We start from the raw sequence: 21,539 nt of genomic DNA on the forward strand, positions 1-21,539 counted from the left end.
ACTCTCGCACCAAGCGACTTTGGCACTGCACGCCCCCAACTGAACCGAAACGCTTGATTTCGATTCGCAATCAGGCCAGATTGGATGCTCAATAAGGCCAGAGCTTCCACATGACGATCGCCGTAGAAACGTTTTTTCTTAGCCCCCAATTTCAAGGCACCTTGCAATCACAAATTCAACAAATGATTGCCGAGGGCATTTTGTCCGGCCGATTCCGTTGTGGGGAAAGGCTTCCATCCACGCGGAAACTGGCAACCCATTTGGGCATCAGTCGGATCACCGTCACTTTGGCTTATACCGAATTGCTCGCGAACGATTATCTGATGTCGCGCGGTCGGTCTGGATATTTTGTGTCCGAGAATGCGCCGGTTCCCCCAGATTTTTCCCCCCAACAACGCGGTGAAGACACGATCGACTGGTCGCGCGCAATCGGACGGCGTTTTACCGGAGGCGACACCCCCGTCAAACCGCAAAACTGGGCTAGCTTTCGGTATCCATTCATTTACGGGCAGGCCGATCCGACACTGTTTGACCATGCAAATTGGCGGCTATGTGCGCTTCAGGCTCTTGGGCAAAAGGATTTCACGGCCCTCACGACCGACTATTATGATCAAGATGACCCTCGGTTGGTCGAATTTATCGCGCGGAATACTTTGCCAAGGCGCGGTATCACGGCACGCCCCGAGGAAATCCTGATCACTTTGGGCGCCCAAAATGCGCTTTGGCTATCAGCACAAGTCTTGCTGACCCAGCGGCGTATGGCTGCCATAGAGGACCCCTGCTATCACGCGCTACGCGATATCTTGACACAATCCAGGTGTCACTTGGCGCCTTTGCTGGTTGACCGGGATGGGCTTTTGCCCGACTCTATTCCGCCGCAAACGGATGTTATTTTCACGACCCCCAGCCATCAATGCCCAACCACCGCAACCATGCCCATGGCCCGAAGACACGCGTTGCTCGAACGTGCGCGCGAACTGGACGCCCTCGTCGTCGAAGACGATTATGAATTCGAAATGTCCTTTTTGAACTCGCCATCACCCGCGCTCAAATCTCTGGATACAGAAGGGCGCGTGATCTACGTTGGGAGTTTCTCAAAATCGGTATTTCCCGGCCTTCGCCTTGGATATCTCGTCGGATCAGAAAGCTTTATCCGAGAGGCGCGCGCCCTGCGCGCCAGCGTCTTGCGCCATCCACCGGGGCACATTCAACGCACGACCGCCTATTTCCTGTCCCTTGGGCACTACGACGCCTTGGTCCGGCGCATTCGAGAAGCGCTACGCACGCGCCGCGCCGCGATGCAAAGCGCTTTGGACGAGCACCGGCTGACCATCGCGGGCCAGGGTGTCCATGGCGGATCTTCGTTCTGGATGCAGGCCCCAGATGGCATTGATACCGAAATTCTGGCGCAAACATTGCGAGAGCAAGGCGTTTTGATTGAGCCCGGACGTACGTTCTTTCATGGCACAGGCCGGCCACGCAATTTCTATCGTCTCGCATATTCATCCATACCAACTCAGCGTATTCCCGAAGGAGTGGCGCTGATTGCGGATGCGTTGCGCGCAAATACGTAAACTGGATATATTCTAGCGCACCCACTGGCCCTAACCGCGCCGTGCTGCAGAACGTTATCGTAGCTAAAATTCAAGTTTCGCGATTCAGGAGAGAACCGCCATGAAAATGACTACCGAAGAGGCTTTCATCAAAGTCCTGCAGATGCACGGCATTGAACATGCTTTTGGCATTATCGGCTCTGCAATGATGCCCATCTCGGATCTGTTCGGTCAGGCCGGCATCTCTTTCTGGGACTGTGCCCACGAGGGGTCCGGCGGCATGATGGCCGATGGCTATACACGCGCAACTGGGAAAATGTCGATGATGGTGGCTCAGAACGGGCCAGGCATTACCAACTTTGTGACGCCCGTCAAAACCGCATACTGGAACCACACGCCATTGCTTTTGGTAACACCGCAGGCTGCCAACAAAACCATGGGCCAAGGTGGTTTTCAGGAAGTTGAGCAAATGGCCGCATTCGCTGACATGGTCTGCTATCAAGAAGAAGTGCGCGACCCGTCACGCATGGCAGAAGTTCTGAACCGCGTCATCATGCAAGCCAAACGTCACAGCGCTCCGGCCCAGATCAACGTACCTCGGGACTATTTCACACAAGTTGTCGACATCGACCTTCCGGCCATCGTCGACTTCGAGCGCCCTTCTGGCGGCGAAGACGCCCTGAACGAGGCCGCGGCCCTGCTGTCATCCGCAAAGTTCCCCGTTATTCTGAATGGAGCAGGTGTAATTATTGGCGGTGCAATTCCTGCCTCGATGGATTTGGCCGAACGCCTTGATGCCCCTGTATGCTGTGGCTATCAACACAATGATGCCTTCCCTGGATCCCACCCACTTTTCGCAGGTCCCCTTGGATATAACGGGTCCAAAGCTGCCATGGAGTTGATCGCAAAAGCGGATGTTGTTCTTGCGTTGGGTACACGCCTGAACCCATTTTCGACTCTACCCGGTTATGGCATGGATTACTGGCCTACAGACGCGAAAATCATTCAGGTCGACATCAACCCCGATCGCATCGGTTTGACCAAAGCCATCGCCGTGGGGATTATTGGGGATGCCAAAAAGGTCGCAACGTCCATCCTTGGAAAGCTCACCGATGACGCCGGTGATGCCGGGCGTTCGGATCGTAAGAACATGGTTTCAAAAGCCAAATCGACATGGGCTCAACAACTGTCTTCCATGGATCACGAAGACGACGATCCCGGCACGACGTGGAACCAGCGTGCCCGCGCAGACAAACCCGAATGGATGAGCCCACGTATGGCGTGGCGCGCCATTCAGGCTGCACTGCCCAAGGATGCGATCATCTCGTCAGACATTGGGAATAACTGCGCTATTGGCAACGCATATCCTTCGTTTGAAGCTGGCCGGAAATACTTGGCACCGGGTTTGTTTGGGCCCTGTGGCTATGGCCTGCCAGCCGTGGTTGGTGCCAAAATCGGTTGCCCTGACACGCCGGTTTGCGGGTTCTCGGGTGATGGTGCCTTCGGCATCGCCGTGACCGAGCTGACTGCCATTGGTCGCGAGGAATGGCCCGCCGTGACCCAAGTGGTGTTCCGAAACTATCAATGGGGTGCTGAAAAGCGCAACTCGACCCTGTGGTTCGACGACAACTTTGTTGGCACCGAGCTTGATACTCAAGTTTCATATGCCGGAATTGCCAACGCTTGCGGCCTCAAAGGCGTCGTAGCACGCACAATGGACGAGCTTACCGCGGCCATGAACCAGGCCATGCAAGATCAAAAGAATGGCATTACCACGCTGATTGAAGCGATGATCAACCAAGAACTGGGCGAACCCTTCCGCCGCGACGCCATGAAAAATCCAGTCGCCGTGGCCGGAATTTCTGCCGACGATATGCGTCCGCAAAAGGGCAGCTAAGTAAATGAGTCGACCCGGCCAACAGGGCCCCATTCTTGTTCTGAACGCCGGGTCGTCCTCGATTAAGTTTGCATTGTTTGATACAATGCTGTCACCGATTTTGTCTGGAATGGCCGACGGGATCGGGGGCGCTTCTCAACTGCGGATCGCAGACACAGATTTCCCCCAAAACTTGCCCACCCACGAGGCAGCTCTTTCCGCGATACTTACGGGTCTGGGTCAATTGGGATTTCAGGCATCCACCTTACGAGCGGCCGCACATCGCGTTGTTCATGGCGGTAAGAACCTCACCCAGCCAAGTCAGATTACACCGACCATACGCCAGCGTATACAAGCCAATATTCCCTTGGCTCCGTTGCACAATCCGCACAATTTGGCTGCGATTGACACGTTGGCCAAACTGGCCCCTGACTTACCGCAATTCGCGAGTTTTGATACAGCATTTCATGCGACCAACCCTGATGTTGCGACCCACTACGCGGTGCCGCAACAGATCACGGATCGCGGTATTCGACGGTATGGGTTCCATGGCTTGTCGTATGCATCGCTTGTTGATTTATTTCCCGACCTCACATCGACACCGCTTCCCGCGCGAGTTCTTGCTCTCCACTTGGGGAACGGAGCATCCCTTTGTGCCATTAAAGACGGCCGGTCAGTTGCCACCACGATGGGGTACTCTCCGCTTGAGGGGCTCACAATGGGCACACGCGCAGGATCACTTGACGCGAACGCCGTCCTCCGGCTTGTCGAAGAAGATGGATTGGATGTAACACGCGACCTGCTCAACAGCAAAAGCGGCTTGCTTGGCCTTTCCAACGGAACATCCGACATGCGCGCCCTGTTGGCGCAAGGAACGGCACAGGCCGATTTTGCAATCGAGCATTTTTGCTATTGGGCCGCACGGCACGCTGGATCAATGATCGCAGCAATGCAGGGTGTGGATGCCTTGGTTTTCACTGGCGGAATCGGAGAAAACAGCCCCGAAATCCGCAGACGGATTGTGGCTAATCTTGGCTGGACTGGCGCGGGCATGGATCGGGCATACAACCAATCGAATGCACTTCGCTTAAGCCCACAAACCTCAAGGACGCCAGTTTGGATTGTGCCGGCACAGGAAGAACGCAAAATTGCTGCTGATGCGCTGACATTGCTCGCGCAAGGAGCACGATTTTGAGAATTATTTTCCACGCTAATTGCGAAACCCAAGAAACTTTGACTACGATCAAGCGCATGTTCGGAAAAATGTCGCGAACCTCAGCTATCTCTTCTAACGTATCCGAAACAGGCAAGGACCGCGCATGACCTCTCGACAGCCTCAGATCAATACGTCGCCGTATGTTTCGGACGAAATCCGTAAAACAACATGTTACATGTGTGCCTGTCGGTGCGGCATCAACGTTCACATGAAAGACGGTCATGTTGCGTATATCGAAGGCAACCGTGACCATCCTGTGAACAAAGGCGTCTTATGCGCCAAAGGATCCGCGGGCATCATGCAGGTCAATGCACCCTCGCGGCTACGTAACCCGATGAAACGGGTCGGGCCGCGTGGCTCAGGCGAATACGAAGATATCTCTTGGGACGAAGCGCTGGATATGGCAGTGAGCCTGCTCAAGCCGATCCGCGAGAACAACCCTGAAAAACTGGCATTCTTCACAGGCCGCGATCAATCGCAGTCGTTCACTGGTTTCTGGGCTCAGAACTTTGGCACGCCCAACTTTGCAGCTCACGGTGGGTTTTGTTCCGTCAATATGGCGGCGGGTGGCATCTATACCATGGGCGGCGCATTTTGGGAGTTTGGCCAACCTGATTGGGACCATACCAAGCTGTTCATGCTGTTTGGCGTGGCCGAAGACCACGACAGCAACCCGATCAAAGCTGGCATCGGCAAGATCAAAGCACGCGGCGCACGTATCATTGGCGTTAACCCGGTGCGGTCGGGTTATAATGCTGTGGCGGACGATTGGGTCGGTATCACACCCGGCACGGATGGCTTGTTCATACTGTCGCTCGTGCACGAACTGATGAAAGCGGGTAAGATTGACCTGCACTATCTGACACAATACACCAATGCACCTGTGTTGGTGGACGCAGAAACCGGTCTGTTCCTGCGGGATGACGATGACAAACCTCTGGTGATTGACCGCGCCACAGGCAAACCAACTCCATTTGACCGAAAAGGTGTTCAGCCCGATCTATCCGCCAGCTATCGCCACGCTGGCCAAACACACCGCACAGTCATGGCATTGATGGCCGAAAAATACCTCTCGTCTGAATACGCCCCCGAGGCGGTATCTGAACGGTGCGGTATACCGGCGGATCAAATCCGCCGGATCGCTGCCGAGTTGGCCCAAGTGGCCTTCGAGGAGGCGATCACCCTACCCATAGAATGGACCGATTTCCGCGGTGAGACACACCACGAGATGATCGGGCGTCCTGTCGCCTTTCATGCGATGCGAGGTATCTCGGCCCATTCGAACGGATTCCAAACCTGCCGTGCGTTGCATGTGCTCCAGATCATCCTTGGTAGCGTGGAAACCCCAGGTGGATTTCGCTTTAAGCCCCCCTACCCCAAACCCCCCGAAGCACACCCCAAGCCCCATTGCGGCGCAAAACCAAGTTGTGCCCTAGATGGACCACACCTTGGCTTCGTGCATGGCCCCGAAGATCTGATGTTGAAGCCCGACGGCAGCCCTGCACGCATCGACAAGGCGTTCACATGGGAAAACCCGATGAGCTCGCACGGCCTGATGCATATGGTGATTTCCAACGCCCATGCAGGCGATCCATACAAAATCGATACGCTGTTCATGTATATGGCCAACATGTCGTGGAACTCTTCCATGAACACGCGTGGTGTCATCGACATGCTAACCGACACAGATGAAAACGGGGACTATGTCATCCCGAATATCATCTATTCTGATGCCTATTCATCTGAAATGGTCGCCTACGCGGATCTGATCCTGCCCGACACGACCTATCTGGAACGTCATGATTGTATCAGCCTGCTGGACCGCCCGATTTGCGAGGCCGACGCCGCCGCAGACGCGATCCGTTGGCCCGTCATTGAACCCGACCGCGAGGTCAGGGGATTTCAGACCGTTCTGGTACAGCTGGCCAATCGCCTTGGCATGCCCGGCTTCACCAATGACGACGGCAGTGCCAAGTATCAGGATTATGCTGATTACATCGTCAATCACGAACGCAAACCCGGTATTGGCCCACTCGCGGGGTTCCGTGGCGATGGCTCTGACGTGGGCCGCGGTGCCCCCAACCCCGAACAGCTTGATAAATACATCGAAAACGGCGGATTCTTTGTCGAACATCTGCCCAAGGCGGCCAGCTACTATAAGCCATGGAACATGGACTATCAAAACTGGGCTGTGGGTATGGGCATCTTTGACGCGCCCACCCCATATCTGTTCCAGCTTTACAGTGAACCCGTGCGCAAATTCCAACGCGCGGCCGAGGGCCACGGAGAGCGTCAGCCGCCCGAACACCTACGCGCGCGCCTCAAAGAAGTCATGGATCCACTGCCTACATGGTATGCCCCGTTTGAGGACAGCCACGTAGACACCGAAGAATTCCCCATCCACGCACTGACCCAACGCCCGATGGCCATGTATCACAGTTGGGGGTCGCAAAACGCGTGGCTGCGCCAGCTTCACGGCACCAACCCGCTCTACCTCCCGACAAAGATCTGGGAAAAACATGAATTCACCGAAGGTGACTGGGCCAAGGTCACGTCCGCGCATGGCTCTATCACCGTGCCTGTTGCACATCAGGCTGCCCTGAATGACAATACCGTCTGGACATGGAACGCCATCGGCAAACGCAAAGGCACTTGGGCGCTCGACGAAAACGCACCGGAAGCCACCAAGGGTTTTTTGCTGAACCACCTCATTCACGAGCTGCTACCGGCCAAGGGCGACGGGCTCAGATGGGCCAACTCGGATCCGATCACCGGACAGGCCGCGTGGTTTGATCTGCGCGTCAAAATCGAGAAAACCGCACCGCTGACTGAGACCCAGTCAGAGTTTCCAAAGATAAAGTCCCCAGTCCCAACAGGGCCAGACAGCCTTGCATGGAAGGTCGGAAAATGACCCAACTTCCCGAAACCACCACCCGCAAACTCGGCCTTGTGATTGATCTGGATACCTGTGTGGGATGCCACGCATGCGTAATCTCTTGCAAAGGTTGGAATACTGAAAACTATGGCGCACCACTGTCGGACCAACGCCCCTATGGCGAAGAGCCGATGGGCACGTTTCTCAATCGCGTACATACCTATGAGGTCCAGCCAGAAAGCGGCCCCGCCCAAACGGTGCATTTTCCAAAATCATGTTTGCACTGTGAAACCGCACCCTGCGTGACCGTGTGCCCAACTGGCGCCAGCTACAAACGTGTCGAAGACGGTATCGTTCTGGTCAACGAAGACAACTGCATTGGCTGCGGCCTGTGCGCGTGGGCCTGCCCATACGGGGCGCGAGAGATGGATCAGGAAGAGAAGGTGATGAAGAAATGCACGCTCTGTGTGGACCGCATCTATAATGAAAACCTGCCCGAAATTGACCGCGAGCCTTCTTGTGTGCGGACTTGCCCAGCGGGTGCGCGCCATTTCGGGGATTTCTCCGATCCGGACTCGCATGTGTCGCGCCTTGTCAAAGACCGTGGTGGTATGGATCTCATGCCAGAACAAGGCACCAATCCCGTAAACAAATACCTTCCGCCCCGCATCAAAGACACATGGGGCCAAGAAAATCCTCTCGCGCCCTATCTGGATACAGTCCACGATACGCCGACCGGGTTCTTGGGCTGGATAGACTCTCAACTTTCACGGCTCCCCAGCGGTTCAAAAGAAGGCTCCGAGTAATGCACCCAGCACCCTCAATTATCGCATTCACAACTCTCTCGGGGCTTGGGTTCGGGCTGTTGGCTTGGCTGGGCATAGACAGCACCCCGCCAACCGGAATGGTCGGATTTGTATTCTTTGCGCTGGCATTCCTTTTGGCGGCGGGGGGCCTGATGGCCTCGACCCTGCATCTCGGACACCCCGAACGCGCTTGGCGGGCGTTTTCCCAATGGAAGACCAGTTGGCTTAGCCGCGAAGGCGTCTGTGCTGTGCTGGCAATGGGCACTATGGCGCTGTATGCGGCCGCGCTTGTATTTACGGGAACCCATATTGTTTGGCTGGGCCTACTGGGTGCTGCGTTATCCTTGGCGACCGTTTTCACAACTTCGATGATTTATACCCAGCTGAAGACCGTCCCAAGATGGAACTCACGCCTGACACCGTTGCTATTTCTTGTTCTCGCGATAAGTGGTGGCGCACTATTGTCCGGACGCGTCAGCATGGCATCGGGCTTGCTGTTTGCCGCTGGTATCATTCAAATTGTGTGGTGGCGCAAAACCGACTCCGCCTTTTCTGAGCGCAACCACACCCTTGGCACTGCAACAGGGCTTGGTGATCGAGGCGACGTACGTTCAATGGCACACCCGCACAGCTCTCCAAATTACCTGATGAAAGAAATGGTATATGTCGTCGGCCGCAAGCATGCCCAGAACCTACGTGTGATCTCTTTGGTTTTGATGTCGGTTCTGCCCGTCATATTCTTGGCGATGCCCTATCCACATGTCTTTGGCTTTCTCGCAGTTCTAAGCCACCTCATCGGTGTTGCAGTGTCGCGTTGGCTATTTTTCGCACAAGCAGAGCATGTCGTGGGGCTGTACTACGGCATGCGTTAGGTCAGAACTGAAAGCCCAGCGCGACAAAGGGCCCATAAATCTTGATATCAGCCACTGCGGCTTGGCCCTCAAAATCAACCTTGAGATACCTATAGCCAAGTCGCAACTTGGTCGCGTCGCCAAGCCGCCACGCAACCGACCCTGATACATCCGCTTGGAATTGGGACCCGACACCAAAGCCCCCGATATTTACATCGCCATCCACGCTGAGGGTCTCTGTGATAGCATGGCGTCCGCGCAAACCTATGACGGGGTCAATCCAAACCTGGCGGGATTGTGCGCCACCAGCAAGTTGGTTGCGCGCTGTAAGCGTCAGGTTCCAGTACCGCGCGCCACCATATACATCCAAACGGCTTTTGGAATGCTGTGTGACCGTGCGTGCATACGCCAACATCGCCATATAGCCATCTAGTCCGACGTCGGTTTGAAGCACCGGCACCGACGGGGCATAGGTATTTCCAAGCTTAAGATAGTTGAACTCGCCAAATACCGCGAAATCGTCGTTGCGCGCCTCTCCCTGAAGCAGGAATGCGCCTTCCAGTACATCCCAGAATGACGTTTCCCCTTCGGTCGGGGGCAGCGCCCCAAGTGTCAGCCCCGCCGAAAACGACGGCATCCAAAGATAGGGCGTCACTTCATAGTCCCAAGGTTGCGCACCGCCAGTGCTGGCGGTCAAAACAAGCATGACCGCAGCAGTACGCAAAAGCTTATGAGTTGTGGCCATCCAACAGCGCCCCTGCAAAGTGTGTCGCTATTTTTTGGCCGGATCACGCCAGCTGTCGATCCACCGCGAAAACCGCCCACGCTTTTCGGCAATACTGTCACCCGCCGCTTCGAAGCTATCGCCAACCTCTTCGAGCATGGGGTCTATTCTTGCTTTGCGAAACCGCCGCCAACGCACATAGATCGCCCAGACCAATGCAAAAAACACCGTCAGGATGGTGATATTCAACCATGGGATCAATCGCACATCTGGGCCTTCAACTGACTTGATGGACACCGCATTTGGATAGATAGACCACGGAATAAACCGCCAGCCATAATATCGGATCGCCACCCAATTCGGGTTGTCAGCCGTCGATGTCAGGTTGCGCATCTCTGCCTGCAAGTTTGAGCTGTCCAGCTTGAAATATGGCGGCCATCCCCAGCCCGTGTCTTCGTTGCGGTATACCTTGACGCGGCCGTTTGCCTGAACGGTATCAATGAAACGCACGTCCCGCTTTACCACGCCATCAGAGATATTGGCGCCCGTATCCGGTGCTGCCCAAAAGAGAGAGTTCTCGCCGAACTGCTCCATCTTGATTTCGACACCCGTGACATACACGATATCGCGTTTGGGCAACGTATAGTGGAATATCGCAGCAATCAGCAGCCAAAACGTGCCCCAGAACGCCCATTTTACATAGACCATATCGGTCCCCTCACATGAAATTTACAACATAGATGATCGCGCTCACTGCCAGCACAGGCAGGATATAGACGCCAAGAATAAGCTTGCGCCGCAACGAGTCGTCATAGTCCTTAAGACCCTCTTCGACCCACGCCTCGCCGTCGCCCACCATATCGTTTTCGGCCCACTCGGCCTCAAGCTTGTCGCGCCGCACACCGCGGGAATACAAGGACACACAGACGTAAATGATCGTCAAAATGATAAAGCCAACAATCGCCAACCGTGCCAATGCAAACATCTTTCTATCCCCTCACTGCGCCCCACGGACCAACCTGAGCAATCAAATCATCCTGTCGGACGTCTTGCATAGGTGCATCATGCCCGAAAAGCGCCGCGCGTGCACCGACCTTATCTGCCTGATACTCTCGTTCCAGAAAATCCGCCACATAGGATTTCTTGGTGTCACTCCACCCCGCATAGGCCGCATAGAACGCTTCTTTGTGGCAAATGAACAGTTGGCGCACATCTTTGGGGGCCAATTCAGCCAGCAACATGTTGACCAAATCCCGATCTGCCGTGTCCGCCGCCCGCAACGTATAAAAATACGCGGGATGATCGGACGTGATGCGCGGCCAAGGTCCGTCGTTTTCGGCCCAGTTCACCAATTTCTGCAGGCCGTGGAATTCTTCGGGCAACTGATCTGCATGCGCGCGGGCCAGTCCACGAATATCGCGTCGTGTGGCCCCGGTCAGGTCCACACCTGCGTCTTGGGCGGCGTCCACCACGATGAAATCCATCTTTTGGCGCAGGATGGCGCTAGCGTCGATGCCCCGTGACATCACAATGGATTCAACCAAGCCATTATATTCAAAGAACTTGGCGATCCGGTTGCGGTCATTGAAATCAAACAAGTATTTGATCGGCAGATCGCCCAGCGTTGCCTTGTCAGCCCGTGAAATCGCCGCCGGATGTTCCACGCCCCGAAACACATAAAGCCCACCAAAATGCGCGGTCCAGAAATTGTCTTGCGCAAATTCCATATGCCGCAAGCGTACAGGGTTGCGCGTGACATCGCCGGTACGTTTGGCCAGCGTGATCATATCGGCAATCAGCACATCATCAAACCACGCATCATCGTCCTGTTTGAACCGATCCACCATCTGGCCAAGCTTGTCGGCATCGCGAATGGTGCCTTCGGTTGTATCGGCCTCGACCACCACCTTGCGGATATCAAACAGGCGCGCGGGTTGGGTCACGCTATAGACCGAATTGACCAGCTCGCCCGCCACCGCATCACGCGCGGTCAGGGCAAACAACTGGGGTTCGTTTTCGGTGATAAACGCCTTGAGAATATCGCGGCTGGTTGAAAATTTCGCCCCCAGCAACGGCGCGGTTTTCTGTTCCGTGGTCAACAAGATAAACTGTCGGTTACAGCCCCCTTGGTTCAGATACAGATGATCATTCAGCGCCTCACCCACCTCTGGGGAATACCCCGAAATATCAATGTGAAAATCGGTCAGATCAGTGGTCTTGCCCGTCAGGTGCTTCAGCGCACGATTGTACCTCTCGACCAGAACAGACGAGGACACTTCGATCAGATTGCCAAACATCAGGCCGCGTTGGATGAGACGTTTCATCTCCGCCCCCTGTTTGACGGAGCATAGTCTCTGCGCAGCAATAGGGACATTGCAGAGGGAGGGCGATTGCCGGAGCCTTTGATCTTCGCCGCGATTTCCTTACCCTCTTCTCTAAACTCCGCTAGCCGGTCTTGAACACTTCCAATTTGGCCGACATTCAAGTTTACCCGCAATATTGTTCCAGGAAACGAAGTCACGAAATTCGCTTTGGTCTTCGGTGTCATACAGATAGCGCTGCTACCACTGCAAATTACGAAGTTGCCACCGTTACGTGCCAGACGATTGGTCATGTAGAGACCGTAACCAGAATTAAACCAGTTTGATGATCGCCTCGGTTCATGAGTCCGCCCGGAAACACTTGGAAGAAGAGAACATTCGAGAGCCTTTTTGTCAGAGTCAAAACGAAAATTCGGGTTCCGACTTAACCCTCTGCGTACTCCGACCCCAAAGTCACATGCAGCAAATTCAACCTTGTTGCTCGTTGGCCAATACTGAGCACAGTAATAAACTCTGTTGGTCTCACCATGTTCAAAACTGTTTCGCAAAACTTCGCGGAGAGCATAACCAAGAACATCGTACAGGTCGCGATTCTCGTATTGGTCATGCGCGAGAACCAGCGCGATTCTATCAACGGACCGTTGCAGCAAATCTTGCATCTCTTCAAACTGATCTGTTGGTTTTTCGACAAGGTCTTCGCTGCGTAGTCGTGTAATTGGTAGATAGCGAGAGTTTCCCGGCGCTTGCCCTATCGCATTGCCATGAACAAAACCGCACATGTCATAAAACCCCATGTGCGAAAGGTAGGGAAGACTATCCCAGTTGTCAAAAATGACATGCAAGTTTTTACACTTTTCTTTCAGATATCTAATTTTTGCGCCTAAAAGCAACATTGCAAATGGGCCGCAAAACACCTTGTTTGGCATGTCGATAATCAGGCGATCATGTTGGCTATAGTAGTCAAGCTCCTTGGCGAAACTCATTAGTGTCGAAACGTCAGTTCTTTCCGGAAATGCTATTCGAGCATTAGGCATCACTTCCCCTCCAGATACCGACGTTTGGCCTCTTCCATCCGGCCCATATCGCGCACGGCATTTTCAATCGCGACCTCGTCGGATTTATCGGCATAGCGGAATTCGGAATCGGCATAGCGGTTGATTTCCTGAACGACCATCTCGACCGTGATCGGTTGGCGCAGCTCGGAAATCATGCCCAGCTTGTCGTCATAGCCTTTGAACAGGAACAGATCGGGGTTTTCCATCCACTCGTCGGGCAATTCAAAATCCATCGCGCGCACTTTGACGGCATCGGTGATGTTCTTGATCGCGCGACCTGTGAACCGTTCGTCCGCTTGCTGAATGCCCTTTAGATACGCGCCCAGCTTGGCAATGGTATCCAGCGGCCCGATCTGGCCTTGGACCTGATCGAACACCACCTTTAATCCGTCTTCATGCGGGCGCGCGTGGCTTTCAAAGCTGGCAGCGACGGCGGTTTTGATGGCTTGGGCCTTGTACAGGTCATGATCGCCCAGCGGAATATCGTGGTTTTTCCCCATCAACAGCGCAAGGATATCAACATAGTCATCCTGTGTTTGCGGCCCATCCACCAAGAACCGTGCGCCAGCGCGTTGGCGCAGCGCGTCATCGACATTTTCAGGATAGTTGGAAAACATCCCGAACGTACAGTTGCCCCGCACCACGGTATTGGCGCCTGCAAAGCTCTCCATCAAGACGGCGGTGATCTCAAGCTGGCCAGCCGATGATTGTCGGTCGCCACGCTTGCCGGCAAGTTGGTCAATATCGTCAATTGTCCCAAACCCGATGGCCTGTGGATCAAGAATGTTGTTGATAAAGGCCTTGGCATTTTGGCCCGATTTCCCTTGATAGCTGTCGATATTGTCGGTGCTAAGGTTCTGATACCGGAACGGATAACCCGCCGTTTCACAATATCCATGGATCAGGCCAGCCATCATTTGAATAAGTGTGGTCTTGCCCGTGCCCGGCTTGCCATCCCCCATAAAGGTAAAGATGAAACCGCCCAATTCGGCAAAGGGGTTCAGCTTGCGATCAAAGTCATAGGCCATCAACATCTTGGCCAGCTTCATCGCCTGATATTTCGCGATATGGTTTCCAACCACCTCGTTGGGTTGCTTGAACGTCATGGTCAGGCGGCTGCTTTTGGCAGCGCGCGCGGGCGTAAAACCCGACAATGTCAGATCGTCAGCTTCGACGCGCCAATTTGCACCGGTAAACGCCCCCAAACGCCCTGTGGATTGCGCCCGAAGCGCCACCTTTTCCATAAGCTGTTCGGCAAAGGCGCACACACACGCCACCAGCTTGGCCTCATCGACTGCCAGCGCAGCAAGGTCTTGGTCAAGCTCCCAAAGAACGCCGTGCAACGCCAGTTGTGCATTGTCGGTCAGGATTTCGTCGACATCCCCCACCTCAACAGAAACCTCGCCCATCTGGGGCGACAACAGAAACGACGTTGCATTGGCAAATACATACAGCACAACCAAGGCTTCAGCGGCCAAGAGTTCGCTAAAGTCTGATCTGTGGCTTTGGCCCAGTGCCCCCGCAAGATTATCCCGTTTCAGATCACTTAACCCCGAGGCTTCGGAAAAGTTCTCGCCCACGGCCAATGCGATTGCCAGTGCCCTCCGCAAACCGTTCAAAACCGTCGCCTGACGCGGGGATACCAACGGGTCATCGACCTCTGTCGTTTCAATGCGCTCGATCAGATGCACGCCCTCGGGGCGCGCGGTGCTGCGGGTCACCAGACCCGGTGTGGTCGTGCGAAACCGGCGGCGCGTTCCAATCCCTGCGGATCGCTCTGGGGTGGATGCTTGGGCCGCCTTGGCAATGCGAGGTGTGTGGTCAAAGCCATTCAACATTCCTACAGCGGCATCATAATGTTTGCGGATATCTTCTTCGCGCAATTCCATTTGATCAGACGTCAGGCTCATGTCTTACACCTCAGCTTTAGTAAACATACTTGGACCAACAATTCCGGCGTCAGGCCGAAATGTAATCTTAATAACTTAAGACGCGGCCTTGGGGGCTCACGACGTATTTGTTCACATTTGCGAACCCGGGGGGGTTTAACTCTTCCAAAACCTGATACGGGCGCTGTGGCAAAATAATGGATCGTTCAGTGCGCGTTGCCCCCGTATCCACTCCGCGACCAGAAAACGGATCCAACGCAAAGACTTCACGCTCGACCGTTGAGAACCACCCAGATTTCTGGTGCTGCACACGTTCGCTGTTCAATTCTTCCAAGGTCCATGCCAACGCCCAATCCGCCCCCTCGGGCGAGCGCGCAACATCCAGCACCTGACGAATTGGACCTGTCTGATGTGTATATGCGCTTGAATACATCGGCCCCACATGGAACCGTCGCAGCCGTTTGGGATGCAAGTCATCAAAGCTCTCGTCAAACCCTTTGGCGATGGTGACCAGCTTAAGGCCCCCAAGGCTTTGACCCATCAAGTGGGCTTGGACTTCGGGCCAGCGCCTTTCATCTTTGGGCAGTCCTGTTTTCCCTGAGTCTTCAACGTCCATAAGATAAATTGTGGGCAGATTTATTTGGCTGTCATAGACGGCCCAGTGGACCAAAAACCGTTTTCGACCCTCGGTCAGATTTTCCACCCAACGCGCTTGCGGGTGGTTTTGCGCCCAAAACAAATCGCCTTTGCTCAACTCTTCGTAATACAGCCGCTGTGACAACGCGAACTGAAGCTTGGTCGGCACCTCGCGATCACCAATGATCGCACGCAGCATCTGATCCTTTAGGTCTGCCGTACCCGGCATATGCTGCAAGTGCTGTTCGGCTTGCTGCGCATCGTTGGCCATCACCAGCAATTCATTGAATACAGGAAATCCGCTTTCGACCGTATCCATCGACAACGACCCGAAATGCTGTCCGGTATCGCGGCCCACCAGCAGATACTTCATGCTCAGCGCACGAAACGTATGTGTGATCTCGGACAGATACCGCGTCAGTACCTTTGCGTCAGTTTCATCAAACGCCCCTTCTGCCGCGCGCTGTGCAGCAACGTGCGTCAAATGCTCGGTGATACGGGCAAATTTGTTGAAATACCGGCGCGAGGCATACGTATCCTTAAGCGCTTTGTGGTCTTCAGTAGAATATGTCATTTTTGATCGCCTCGATGTCGGGGCATTCAGGCGCCATACAGATTTTTGTCATGTTTCTCGACGATCTTTTCAAAGCGCCGCGCGAACCGCTCATCCGCTTTGGCTTTGGCCTCGAGAACGTCGCGTGCGAAGACCATGTGCTCTTCGTGTTTTTCCATCATATCGGCCATGCGCTGATTGGTGGCTGTCCCAATCGCGGCCATGCTGGCTTGGGCCTCTTTGTCTGTTGCGACCCCAATTTCGTTGATCCGGTGTGCCACATCTTGCTGTTGCGCCGTTTTCAAAGATTTAGAAAGCGCATCGTACAGCACCACACGTTGTTTGGTGTCTGTCTGTAATTTGTTAATCAGAACCATCTGAGTGGCCGCTTGGTTTTGCAAGCTGTCGATCCACGTTTTGCCCTTTTCGATATAGCGCTCCAACGTCTGCGACTTTGCCAGACTGACCTGCTCGCTCTGAACCAAAGCGTTGTACTTGGTATTCAGATCAGCCAGCTCTGTCTCGAGAGATGTGCGGGCTGCTGCGTCCTGTTCAACCGCAATCTTATTCTCCAGCGCAATGATTTCTGGATCCAGCGCGCGAATTTCATCTTTGACCCGCTCAAGGTCTTGTACTGTGATTTCGCGTTCATCCAGAGTTTCCGAAAGATTGGTTTCAACCTTTTCTTTTTGTTCATTCAGCACCAAAAGCTGCCCTTCAAGCAACTGGGTGATGACATCGGATTTCGCGATCAGATCTTGCAGTTTGTCATCAATATTTGCGGTCTTGATACGCTCTTGGCGCATGGACTCTGATTTTCCACGACTGAAAACTCCGACAAAGGTTTCCCACCCGGTTTTATCTCGCATCTCTTCAAAGTCTTTTGAGAAGGCCGCCGTAACATCGTCTAGCCCCATGATAAGTTCGGCAATATTGGCATTCATGACGTCGGTATGGGCATGCACATCTTCCAACGTCGCATTTTCAATATCAATCGACGCATCGTCGCCAGATTTGAGTTTGCTTCGCGCCGTTTCGATCCGCCCCGTCAGCTCCGAAATTTTGGCCTGTGCAGCAGCCACCTGCTCTTGGGACTCGCGCACCTGTGCATCAAAATTTGACATAAGAATCTCCGCTACTAGACAATACCTTGGACTTCATATGGTGATGTAAACATGATTTACATCACCGAAACCCCCTAAATTTTTCTAATTGTCGCAAATGCGCGCAAATATGGGAACCCCAACTTCAGCAGGTTGTTCGCTAATATTCGCCCAACAGACCTTGCTCTGGCTTTGGCAACTCGCCATATCAAACGAAATTCAAGAGGAATTCCCTGTGCATCAGTTTGTTAAGCGCCTTGTCGACAGTCCCATTTTCTTAAACACCATTGTCGCTATCATTGTGTTCAACGCGATTCTTCTGGGCATGGAAACCTCGCCAATGATCATGGATCGCTTTGGTGGGATTGTGCTGTTTCTGGATCAAGCTTGTCTGACCATTTTCGTGATCGAAATCTTGCTTAAACTCTATGCGCGCCCCCTCGGGTTCTTTCGCAACGGTTGGAACCTATTTGATATTGTGATTGTCGGCATCGCCCTTGTCCCAGCCGCAGGGGGATTTCAAGTTTTGCGCGCCTTGCGAATATTGCGGGTGTTGCGGGTCATTTCGACCGCGCCACGTTTGCGCCGCGTCGTCGAAGGCTTTATCACCGCATTGCCGGGCATGGGCAGCGTATTTCTTTTGATGGCGCTGATCTTTTATATCGGTGCAGTCATGGCAACAAAGCTGTTTGGCGGTGCATTCCCAGAATGGTTTGGCGACCTCGGGCGGTCTGCATATTCGTTGTTCCAGATCATGACACTTGAAAGCTGGTCTATGGGAATTGTGCGCCCGGTGATGGATGTGTACCCACATGCATGGGCGTTCTTTGTGCCGTTCATCCTGCTGACCACGTTTGCGGTCGTGAACCTTTTGGTCGGTCTGATCGTCAATTCAATGCAAGACGCGCATCACGAAGAAGACGTCGCACGTACAGATACCTATCGGGACGAAGTTCTGGCCCGCCTCGAAGTCATCGAACGCCACCTCACGCAAGCCGACACCCCCAAATAGACATCTCGAACGCACAGACACATATTGCAAAACGGGCCTTTCCACAGATGAAAAGGCCCGCTTTCAATTGGCTTTGGTATGCTGGGACCTATCCGACGACGTTGAATTCCGGACCGTAAGGATAGCCGGTAATATTGTCATTACCATCCTCGGTGATCACCAGAATATCATGCTCGCGGTACCCGCCGGCACCAGGTTGGTCATCGGCAACAGTCAACATTGGCTCCATCGAGATCACCATGCCAGGCTCTAGCACGGTGTCGATATCCTCGCGCAACTCAAGCCCCGCTTCGCGGCCATAATAATGCGACAACACGCCAAACGAATGGCCATAGCCAAATGTCCGGTATTGCAACAAATCACGCTCTTCGAAGAATGCGTTGATTTTGTGCGTGACTTCAGAACAGCTTGCGCCCGGCTTAAGCAAGGACATACCATACTCATGTGCCGCGACATTCGCCTCCCAAAGACGCAGGCTTGCCGCATCGACTTCTTGTACAAACATCGTGCGCTCAAGCGCCGTGTAGTACCCAGAAATCATCGGGAACGTGTTCAGTGACAGAATATCGCCGCGCTCGAGCACACGCGACGTAACCGGATTGTGCGCACCATCCGTGTTGATACCGGATTGGAACCAAACCCAAGTATCGCGGTATTCAGCGTCCGGAAATGCCTTGGCAATTTCGGCTTCCATGGCATCACGTCCGGCCATAGCTACATCTATTTCGCGCACACCTGCCTTGACCGCGTCGCGAATGGCATAGCCACCCACATCGGCAACACGGGCTGCTTCGCGAATAAGGACAATCTCAGCGGCCGATTTGTGCATACGCTGACGCATCGTAAGGTCAGCAATATCCACAGCAGGCGCGGGGTTAAGAAACCCATCCAGCTTGCTTTTTTGAAGCAAGGTCAGGTGGTCACCTTCGTAGCCGATCGCAATACCTTCGCCCGTGATCGAGCGGATTGCCCGCCAATAGTTGTCGCGCTGCCAATCTGTATAGGTGATATTGTCACCATAGCTGCGGCGCCAAGGTTGCCCCGCATCAATCCCTGCGGAAATTGTGACGCACTCGGTTGGTGTTACCACAACCGCATAGGGGCGCCCAAACGCACAATACGTAAAGCCAGAGTAGTAAGACACATTGTGCATCGACGTCAGCACCGCAGCACCGACCCCTGCGTCCGCCATGATCTGACGCAGTCCGGCAACACGCGCGGCGTATTCCGAGTTTTCAAATTGCAGACGAGCTTTCTCGCCATTGTGGAAACGATAGTATTCTGGACGTGCAGTCATTTTGACCTCCGATAAAAGAGGTCCCGGCGTTCAGGACTGTAAAGGATATAAGCGCATTCCATCGCGTTCGGAATGTGGCGACGCCATCGCCATTGCTGGCAAAGTCTTGCACGAGTCGCACACCAGATTTCAAGAAGTTTTTGCGATGGGGCGTAAATTGCTGTGCGAACACGTCCGTTCCCGATACCCTGCAGAGGTGCTCAAATAGGATAGAAACAAACCATGCGGCCAGGTCCCTTGAACTTAATCACAGATGTCGCAGGACTTTTGGTAGGAAATGCATCTGATCCATTGTGCAAGACCGGCACGACCGTCCTAACCGCGGATGCACCGTTCACCGCTGGCGTCCACGTCATGGGCGGCGCACCCGGCACGCGTGAAACAGATCTTTTGGCGCCGGACAAAACGGTTCAGCAAGTCGATGCGTTGGTACTGTCAGGTGGATCGGCGTTTGGCCTCGAGGCCGCATCAGGAGTTGCAAATGCTCTGCGTACCCAAGGACGCGGGTTCTCCGTAGGAGAGCAAACCGTGCCGATCGTTCCGGCCGCCATCTTGTTTGACCTGTTGAACGGTGGGGACAAAACGTGGAGCATACCACCATATGCGTCTCTGGGCGCGCGGGCCTTGGCAGACGTCGGCCGACACTTTGACCTTGGCACATACGGCGCTGGTGTCGGCGCGACACTGGCCACGATGAAAGGCGGGCTTGGCTCTGCATCGGCGGTCTTGCCGTCTGGGCACACGGTTGGGGCCCTTGTCGCGGTGAATGCTCTGGGCGGTGCAACCGTCGACAACACCCATTTCTGGGCCGCCCCATGGGAGAAAAACTCTGAATTTGGTGGCAAAGGTATTGCGGCGAATGTGCCAACAGACCTCCCTCCAACAAAGCTTTCGGCGCAGAACACAACCATTGCAATCGTCGCCACGGACGCCCTTTTGGATCAAGCACAGTGCACACGCTTGGCAACAGCAGCCCATGACGGCATGGCGCGCGCCATTGTGCCATCCCATACACCGATGGACGGTGATTTGATCTTTGGGGTTTCGACATCGGCCAGTCCGCTCACGGATCCGACGGCCGACACGCTCTGGCTGGGGCACGCGGCGGCAACATGCCTTGCACGCGCCATTGCGCGCGCGGTGTATCACGCCACACCCGAGCTGGGTGATACATTGCCTTGCTATCAACAACTACAAACTTGAACGGAACGCTTCTAAACTGGCAACGCTGTTGTTTTAAATACTGTTCTAAGGGCAAACGACGATTGCATCTGTAATACCCCCGGCAGACGCGCAAGATGTTGACGGTGAATGCGGGCAAAATCATCGGTATTTTCCGAGACGACCTTTAACAAGTAGTCAGCAGTGCCTGCCATCAAGTGACATTCCAACACATCAGGTATACGTGCCACCGCTTTTTCAAACGCCTCCAAGGTTTCATCCGCTTGACCAGACAAACGGATTTCCACAAAAACCGTAGATGGAACGTTCATCTTGCGCGCGTCTAGAAGTGCAACATAGTCCCGTATGTACCCATCAGTTTCCAGTCTCTGCACACGGCGGTGACACGCCGACGCCGACAGATTGACATGCTCTGACAAATCCGCATTCGAGATGCGTCCTGTCTTCTGAACAGCTCTTAGAATCCGGCGATCCGTTTCATCAAGCGACATTTCTTAACAACTCCTTGCTCACAAGATCAATATATTCGAAGAATCTTCGAAATGCATGTTTTTATTCTGCCTAAAAATGCAGCACATTCGATCCGTCCC

At 54.2% G+C, this 21,539-nt stretch carries 18 protein-coding genes; 8 read left to right on the forward strand and 10 right to left on the reverse strand.

Going from position 1 to position 21,539, the window contains the following annotated elements:
* Positions 1-110: 110 nt before the first annotated feature.
* The 6 genes from pdxR (at position 111) to FAP39_RS11085 (ending at position 9,198) form a co-directional block, all read left to right on the forward strand.
* Complete coding sequence (pdxR, locus tag FAP39_RS11060) at positions 111-1,574, forward strand: MocR-like pyridoxine biosynthesis transcription factor PdxR (protein ID WP_138016460.1); 1,464 nt, start codon at positions 111-113, stop codon at positions 1,572-1,574.
* Between the two features lie 100 nt (positions 1,575-1,674).
* A complete protein-coding gene (gene xsc / locus FAP39_RS11065; protein WP_138016461.1) occupies positions 1,675-3,450 on the forward strand; it encodes a sulfoacetaldehyde acetyltransferase in 1,776 nt (591 codons plus the stop codon).
* 4 nt (positions 3,451-3,454) lie between these two features.
* Entirely contained in the window at positions 3,455-4,624 is a 1,170-nt protein-coding gene (locus FAP39_RS11070) for an acetate/propionate family kinase (RefSeq protein ID WP_138016462.1), read from the forward strand.
* Between the two features lie 124 nt (positions 4,625-4,748).
* The gene (locus FAP39_RS11075; protein ID WP_138016463.1) at positions 4,749-7,556 is read left to right on the forward strand and encodes a molybdopterin oxidoreductase family protein; all 2,808 of its coding nucleotides are present in this window, start codon (positions 4,749-4,751) and stop codon (positions 7,554-7,556) included.
* The gene (locus FAP39_RS11080; RefSeq protein WP_138016464.1) at positions 7,553-8,326 is read left to right on the forward strand and encodes a 4Fe-4S dicluster domain-containing protein; all 774 of its coding nucleotides are present in this window, start codon (positions 7,553-7,555) and stop codon (positions 8,324-8,326) included. Before FAP39_RS11075 ends, FAP39_RS11080 begins: the two co-directional genes overlap by 4 nt.
* Positions 8,326-9,198 (forward strand): dimethyl sulfoxide reductase anchor subunit family protein, encoded by an 873-nt coding sequence (locus tag FAP39_RS11085; RefSeq protein WP_138016465.1) that lies wholly within the window; start codon positions 8,326-8,328, stop codon positions 9,196-9,198. Before FAP39_RS11080 ends, FAP39_RS11085 begins: the two co-directional genes overlap by 1 nt.
* 1 nt (position 9,199) lies before the next feature.
* Here FAP39_RS11085 and FAP39_RS11090 read toward each other — a convergent pair whose 3' ends face one another.
* From FAP39_RS11090 to FAP39_RS11125, 8 genes are all read right to left on the reverse strand, one after another.
* Complete coding sequence (locus tag FAP39_RS11090; RefSeq protein ID WP_138016466.1) at positions 9,200-9,922, reverse strand: porin family protein; 723 nt, start codon at positions 9,920-9,922, stop codon at positions 9,200-9,202.
* Between the two features lie 27 nt (positions 9,923-9,949).
* Positions 9,950-10,609 carry a DUF1523 family protein gene (locus tag FAP39_RS11095; protein ID WP_138016467.1) on the reverse strand — a complete coding sequence of 220 codons (660 nt, stop codon included), beginning with the start codon at positions 10,607-10,609 and terminating at the stop codon, positions 9,950-9,952.
* Positions 10,610-10,619: 10 nt separating this feature from the next.
* Positions 10,620-10,886: a hypothetical protein gene (locus FAP39_RS11100; protein WP_138016468.1), complete on the reverse strand. Its 267-nt coding sequence runs from the start codon at positions 10,884-10,886 to the stop codon at positions 10,620-10,622.
* A gap of 4 nt (positions 10,887-10,890) precedes the next feature.
* The gene (locus tag FAP39_RS11105) at positions 10,891-12,225 is read right to left on the reverse strand and encodes a DUF6638 family protein (RefSeq protein WP_138016469.1); all 1,335 of its coding nucleotides are present in this window, start codon (positions 12,223-12,225) and stop codon (positions 10,891-10,893) included.
* Positions 12,222-13,256 (reverse strand): hypothetical protein, encoded by a 1,035-nt coding sequence (locus tag FAP39_RS11110; protein WP_138016470.1) that lies wholly within the window; start codon positions 13,254-13,256, stop codon positions 12,222-12,224. The genes FAP39_RS11105 and FAP39_RS11110 overlap by 4 nt, the downstream gene beginning before the upstream one ends.
* Positions 13,256-15,187, reverse strand: coding sequence for an AAA family ATPase (locus tag FAP39_RS11115; RefSeq protein WP_138016471.1), 1,932 nt, complete (start codon positions 15,185-15,187; stop codon positions 13,256-13,258). The genes FAP39_RS11110 and FAP39_RS11115 overlap by 1 nt, the downstream gene beginning before the upstream one ends.
* 67 nt (positions 15,188-15,254) lie before the next feature.
* Positions 15,255-16,376: a hypothetical protein gene (locus FAP39_RS11120; protein WP_138016472.1), complete on the reverse strand. Its 1,122-nt coding sequence runs from the start codon at positions 16,374-16,376 to the stop codon at positions 15,255-15,257.
* A gap of 26 nt (positions 16,377-16,402) precedes the next feature.
* Positions 16,403-17,479, reverse strand: coding sequence for a coiled-coil domain-containing protein (locus tag FAP39_RS11125; protein WP_171006835.1), 1,077 nt, complete (start codon positions 17,477-17,479; stop codon positions 16,403-16,405).
* Between the two features lie 214 nt (positions 17,480-17,693).
* Between FAP39_RS11125 and FAP39_RS11130 the strand changes: the two genes are divergently transcribed.
* Positions 17,694-18,470: an ion transporter gene (locus FAP39_RS11130; RefSeq protein ID WP_246059092.1), complete on the forward strand. Its 777-nt coding sequence runs from the start codon at positions 17,694-17,696 to the stop codon at positions 18,468-18,470.
* An 88-nt stretch (positions 18,471-18,558) separates the two neighbouring features.
* Here FAP39_RS11130 and FAP39_RS11135 read toward each other — a convergent pair whose 3' ends face one another.
* On the reverse strand, positions 18,559-19,767 hold the full coding sequence (locus FAP39_RS11135) for an aminopeptidase P family protein (protein ID WP_138016475.1): 1,209 nt from the start codon (positions 19,765-19,767) through the stop codon (positions 18,559-18,561).
* Positions 19,768-19,989: 222 nt separating this feature from the next.
* On the opposite strand from FAP39_RS11135, the gene FAP39_RS11140 reads away from it, so the two are divergent.
* Entirely contained in the window at positions 19,990-20,970 is a 981-nt protein-coding gene (locus tag FAP39_RS11140) for a P1 family peptidase (RefSeq protein WP_138016476.1), read from the forward strand.
* 11 nt (positions 20,971-20,981) lie between these two features.
* Here FAP39_RS11140 and FAP39_RS11145 read toward each other — a convergent pair whose 3' ends face one another.
* Positions 20,982-21,440, reverse strand: coding sequence for an Lrp/AsnC family transcriptional regulator (locus FAP39_RS11145; protein WP_138016477.1), 459 nt, complete (start codon positions 21,438-21,440; stop codon positions 20,982-20,984).
* Positions 21,441-21,539: the final 99 nt, after the last annotated feature.

It is taken from the genome of Shimia litoralis (assembly GCF_005518135.1).
GTDB classification, from domain to species: Bacteria; Pseudomonadota; Alphaproteobacteria; order Rhodobacterales; family Rhodobacteraceae; genus Shimia_E; species Shimia_E litoralis.

Bases quoted from the DNA above. Each gene is read 5' to 3' on its own strand.
- pdxR (WP_138016460.1), top strand. From the start codon at position 111: ATGACGATCGCCGTAGAAACGTTTTTTCTTAGCCCCCAATTTCAAGGC.
- xsc (WP_138016461.1), top strand. From the start codon at position 1,675: ATGAAAATGACTACCGAAGAGGCTTTCATCAAAGTCCTGCAGATGCAC.
- FAP39_RS11070 (WP_138016462.1), top strand. From the start codon at position 3,455: ATGAGTCGACCCGGCCAACAGGGCCCCATTCTTGTTCTGAACGCCGGG.
- FAP39_RS11075 (WP_138016463.1), top strand. From the start codon at position 4,749: ATGACCTCTCGACAGCCTCAGATCAATACGTCGCCGTATGTTTCGGAC.
- FAP39_RS11080 (WP_138016464.1), top strand. From the start codon at position 7,553: ATGACCCAACTTCCCGAAACCACCACCCGCAAACTCGGCCTTGTGATT.
- FAP39_RS11085 (WP_138016465.1), top strand. From the start codon at position 8,326: ATGCACCCAGCACCCTCAATTATCGCATTCACAACTCTCTCGGGGCTT.
- FAP39_RS11090 (WP_138016466.1), bottom strand. From the start codon at position 9,922: ATGGCCACAACTCATAAGCTTTTGCGTACTGCTGCGGTCATGCTTGTT.
- FAP39_RS11095 (WP_138016467.1), bottom strand. From the start codon at position 10,609: ATGGTCTATGTAAAATGGGCGTTCTGGGGCACGTTTTGGCTGCTGATT.
- FAP39_RS11100 (WP_138016468.1), bottom strand. From the start codon at position 10,886: ATGTTTGCATTGGCACGGTTGGCGATTGTTGGCTTTATCATTTTGACG.
- FAP39_RS11105 (WP_138016469.1), bottom strand. From the start codon at position 12,225: ATGAAACGTCTCATCCAACGCGGCCTGATGTTTGGCAATCTGATCGAA.
- FAP39_RS11110 (WP_138016470.1), bottom strand. From the start codon at position 13,256: ATGCCTAATGCTCGAATAGCATTTCCGGAAAGAACTGACGTTTCGACA.
- FAP39_RS11115 (WP_138016471.1), bottom strand. From the start codon at position 15,187: ATGAGCCTGACGTCTGATCAAATGGAATTGCGCGAAGAAGATATCCGC.
- FAP39_RS11120 (WP_138016472.1), bottom strand. From the start codon at position 16,376: ATGACATATTCTACTGAAGACCACAAAGCGCTTAAGGATACGTATGCC.
- FAP39_RS11125 (WP_171006835.1), bottom strand. From the start codon at position 17,479: ATGTCAAATTTTGATGCACAGGTGCGCGAGTCCCAAGAGCAGGTGGCT.
- FAP39_RS11135 (WP_138016475.1), bottom strand. From the start codon at position 19,767: ATGACTGCACGTCCAGAATACTATCGTTTCCACAATGGCGAGAAAGCT.
- FAP39_RS11140 (WP_138016476.1), top strand. From the start codon at position 19,990: ATGCGGCCAGGTCCCTTGAACTTAATCACAGATGTCGCAGGACTTTTG.
- FAP39_RS11145 (WP_138016477.1), bottom strand. From the start codon at position 21,440: ATGTCGCTTGATGAAACGGATCGCCGGATTCTAAGAGCTGTTCAGAAG.